The sequence below is a fragment of the Candidatus Zixiibacteriota bacterium genome (assembly GCA_040752815.1).
Taxonomy (GTDB): domain Bacteria; phylum Zixibacteria; class MSB-5A5; order GN15; family FEB-12; genus JAGGTI01.
Genome location: JBFMGC010000091.1, coordinates 1 through 4934 on the forward strand (window position 1 = coordinate 1; position 4934 = coordinate 4934).

Sequence of the window (4934 nt, forward strand, 5' to 3'; positions counted from 1 at the left end):
CGCAACGTATGCAGGCTCGTGACCAGATCATCTGGCCACAAGGATTAGGCGCGTCCCCTTTTCGACCGCTTAAAGCGGCGGCTAATCAGCCATTTGGATTCAAATATGCGGAACTAGCGCTGACCACATTGTCTAAAATTGTAGATAGGGCTAACGCGCAGGCGTTGATGTATAAAAGGTTAAAATTTAAGTATTAGATTGAACTAGGTGATGGATTATCAGGTCTAGTTGAATGAATAGACTGTATAGATTGGTTATTGATCGATTTCGAATGCGCCCTTTCGGCGGCTTTTAGGCTCAATTCGCTTCCGTTAATCGGCCGATCATTTTGCGGAGCAGCACGGATTATCGATTTTGTCCCATAGTCTTAGGAAGCAGTAGCGGAATAACCAAGTCATCACCGTCCAATTGTACTTAACGAGGGCATGTAAAACCACGCTGTGTGGTTCAATTCACTATGGGCCCACGGTCTTTGATGCTATGAATTGCGAATTCTGAATTTCTTAATAATAACTTTTGACGGGCGGGCAGGGGTTTGAATTTTTCCGGACCATTTGATGCCGGGCTGATGCACGACTCCCCAGTTTCACTGGGTGGGGAGCGTTTCTCTTTTGATTCGAAGCCGAATTTCGTCCAGCATCATATGTCGGACAACCAAGTCGTCGTACCTGACGCGCATCTGCTGTTTTCCGGCGACTACATGCGGATCGGCAGCGACCTGATCATTTCGGGTAATGGCCAGAAATTTGTGATCGGCAATTACTTCAAGGGCGAAGTAAGGCCAGTTCTTACCACCAAGGACGGGGCAACCCTTTCCGGTCACATCGTGGATGCGCTGACCGGTCACGTCCACTACGCGCAGGCTACCGCGCCGGCACAGGCCGGAGAAGTGATCGGACACGTCCTGAAGATGTCCGGAAGCGCCTCCGTGATCCGGAACGGAGTGTCGGTTGAGCTGAATATCGGCGATCCCGTGCAAAAGGGCGACGTGGTCCAGACCGGATCGAACTCGTCGGTCGGCATGACGTTCATCGACGGCAGCGCGTTCGGCATGAGCGCGAATGCGCGCATGGTGCTCAACGAAATGATCTTCGATCCGAACGGATCGTCGAATTCATCACTGATCAGCCTGGTTCAGGGCACCATTACATTCGTTGCAGGACAGACCGCCAAGAACGGCAACATGCGCGTCGAGACGCCGGTTGCCACGATGGGTATTCGCGGCACTGCCGTACTGGTGGAAATCGGCGCGAACGACGGACCAACCAAGTTCTCGGTGCTGGTCGAGCCGGACGGGCATACCGGCTCATACAATCTCTACGACAAGACAACCGGCCAGTTGATCGGAACGGTATCGCAGGCCGGGCAGGTGACCTACGTGTCGGTCAGCGGCGTTGGCCAGCCTCCGACAGCGATCGAACAGCTCAAGACGCTTGCGGATCAGGAATCCGCGAAGACACTGATTCAGGAAGTCTTCAAGCTTTACTTCCCGAACTACAATCCGGACAACGCCAATCCGAAGTCGCAGAAAAACGGATTTGGCTCTCCCGGCGACAACTTAAATCCCTTCGCATTCTACAAGCCGCTACAGGACCTCGGGCCGCCCAAGGTCATTACAATCCCGGGTGTCGGCTACGATCCCGTTACCGGGCAGCCAAATCCTCCGAGGACTTTCTACAATACCAAGGCGCAGTTTTCGGCACTCCCTGTCTTCGCGGATCAGGCGTTCTCCCCGACGATCAAAATTTTCAGCTTCAAGGACGTCGTCAAGATCGACGATCCGGATATCGGCAATGCGCCGTTCTACGATATCGGCATTCCGTTCGTCGCCGGCAGCGCGATCATTACGAGCGCGGTCAGCACGATTCCATATCTCACCGAAGGCTTTCTGAAGCCGCTGATTCACATCAATCAGACGACGGGCGCGGTCTCCTTTGACCGCGAGCAGTTCAATTTCCTGGACGACGGCCAGACCGTTACCTTCAAGATCCAAGTGACCGCGACATCGGGGCCGGATACCGGTGTTGTCGAAATCCCGATCACGATTACGGGCGCCAACGACGCGCCGACGATCGTGGTGGGTGCAGCGACGATCGTTACCGGTGCAGTGAAGGAAGATGTGGCCGTTACTACATCAGGCCACATCGAGACGAACGGAACGATCACGTTCAAGGACGTCGATCTGACCGATGCACACACGGCGACCGTCGAATTGACATCGACGTCCTCAACTCTGCCAGGTTTTGTCAGCGGCGCCGGAAATGCCCCGACAACGACCAAGATCGGAACATTCACCATTGATCCGGTGTCGGAGAGCACCACCGACACCAACAATCAGGGCTCGGTTGGCTGGCACTTCTCGCTGGACGACAACGATCCCACGCTGCAATCGCTGGCCGAAGGTCAGACGATCACGCAGATCTATACGATCACGATCAAGGACGACAACGGCGTCCCGGTGACACAAACCGTCACCATCACGATCACCGGCACCAACGATGCGCCGGTGCTGACGGCCGATGCCGCGATTCATCAGGCCGACGAAGTTCCGGACACAACGGGCGCGCCGAATTCGGTTGTCGATATTGCGACCGGAACGCTGGCGTTCGCCGATGTGGATCTCTCCGACACCCATACGGCAAGCGCGGCGCTTCATCCGGGCGCCTCATCGGTGGTGTGGTCGGGCGGCGACTACAACGACATTCCGCAGGCAACCCGCGATGCCCTCAATGGAGCGGTGACAGCCTCGGTATCGGAGAGCAACACCGATACCAACAATCAGGGTTCGGTCGGCTGGGAATTCAAGCTGCCGGACCATCTGTTCGATTTTCTGGCGAAGGGGCAGACCCTGACGCTGATCTACGATGTCACGGTTACGGACAACAACGGCCTGTCGTCAACAAAGCAGATCACCGTTCAGATCGGCGCGGCGAACGACCAGCCCGTTATTTCCGTCATCGACAACGGCGCAGCGGTCAAGGAAGACGTCGACCCTGTCGGTGGTATTCTGAAAGACCACGGCTCGGTCACGTTCACCGACGCCGATCTGACGGATACGCATACAGCGCACGTCACCTACAACAACGATGCGGCGGGGAGTGCCGGGGTATCTCCTGCATTGGCCCTGGCGCTCGCAACCGCACTGACGGTTCCTTCGTCGGCCTTGGCTGCAGGCGATCACGACTTCAACTGGGATTTCGCGCTGGATACCAATCTGATCCAGTACCTCGCGGAAGGCGAGACCATAACGGCGACCTATACGATCACCGTCAAAGACAATAGCAACAACAGCAACGATACATCTGTTGCGAAGACCGTCACGGTTACGATCACCGGCACTAACGATCTTCCAACGATATCCATCACCAATCCTGCAACCGACACCGAGGGCAACACCGGCACACCAGACGTCGCCGTGGTCACGGTCGCAGATCACGTCTCGGTCTCGGACGTCGACGCGAGTGACGTGAAGACGCCGTACGCAGGCGGGCTGACCTTCGATGCCGTCAACTCCAGCGGTCCTGCACCGGCTGGCGGGTCTCTGAGCGACCTGTTCACGATTGATCCCGTCACCGGGAAGATCAGCTACGACAGGGCCGCGTTCGATTATCTCGCTGGCGGCGAGCATGTCACAGCGGTGTTCACCTTCAATGTGTCGTCCGGGCCGGACACAATTCAGAAGTCGATTACGGTCACAATCGACGGCGCAAATGACGCGCCGGTGATAGCCGTGACCGATCCGGCACACGACACCGAGGGCAACACGGGCACTCCGGACCTCGCCGTGGTCACGGTTGCGGATCATGTTTCGGTCTCGGACGTCGACGCGAGTGACGTGAAGACGCCGTACGCGGGGGCATTGTCGTTCGACGCCGCCAATTCAAACGGTCCAGCGCCTGCCGGTGGCTCGCTGGCAGACCTGTTCACTGTCAATCCCGTCACCGGCGAGATCAGCTACGACAAAGCCGCGTTCGACTATCTCGCAGGCGGCGAGCATGTCACAGCGGTGTTCACCTTCAATGTGTCTTCCGGGCCGGACACGATTCAGAAGGCGATCACGCTAACCATCGATGGCGCAAATGACGCGCCGGTGATAGCCGTGACCGATCCGGCACACGACACCGAGGGCAACACCGGCACATCGGATCTCGCCGTGGTCACGGTTGCGGATCATGTTTCGGTCTCGGACGTCGATGCGAGTGACGTGAAGGCACCGTACGCAGGCGCGCTGACCTTCGATGCTGTCAACTCCAGCGGTCCTGCACCGGCTGGCGGGTCTCTGAGCGACCTGTTCACGATTGATCCTGTCACCGGCAAGATCAGCTACGACAAAGCCGCGTTCGACTATCTCGCCGGCGGCGAGCATGTCACAGCGGTGTTCACCTTCAATGTGTCGTCCGGCCCGGATACGGTTCAGAAATCCATTACGGTGACGATTGATGGCGCCAACGACGCGCCGGTGATAGCGGTGACCGATCCGGCCGCCGACACCGAGGGCAACACCGGCACTCCAGACGTCGCCGTGGTCACGGTCGCGGACCACGTTTCGATTACGGATGTCGATGCAAGCGACGTGCATATTCGCTATGTGGCCGATACGCTGGCCTTCGACGCCGCCAATTCAAACGGTCCAGCGCCTGCCGGTGGCTCGCTGGCAGACCTGTTCACAGTCGATCCTGTCACCGGGAAGATCAGCTACGACAGGGCTGCGTTCGATTATCTCGCGGCTGGCGAGCATGTCACCGCAACATTCACATTCGATGCTTCATCGGGGCCGGATACGGTTCAGAAATCCATTACCGTCACGATCGACGGCGAAAACGATGCTCCCACTGTTGCCGCACCGCTGACCATCACCACGCAGGAAGGCAATGCGCCGGTCGTGCGGGACCTTCTTGCCGGTGCGTCCGACGTAGATAATAGCGATGCTCTTT

The 4934-nt window shown here is 57.5% G+C and carries 2 protein-coding genes; both read left to right on the forward strand.

Annotated elements, in window-relative coordinates; all coding sequences use genetic code 11:
- Window positions 1-197 (forward strand): hypothetical protein (locus AB1772_13110; protein ID MEW5797280.1); only part of this gene is annotated, 197 nt, incomplete at its 5' end.
- 338 nt (window positions 198-535) lie between these two features.
- Window positions 536-4934: VCBS domain-containing protein (locus tag AB1772_13115; GenBank protein ID MEW5797281.1), on the forward strand; the 4399-nt coding region annotated here is incomplete at its 3' end.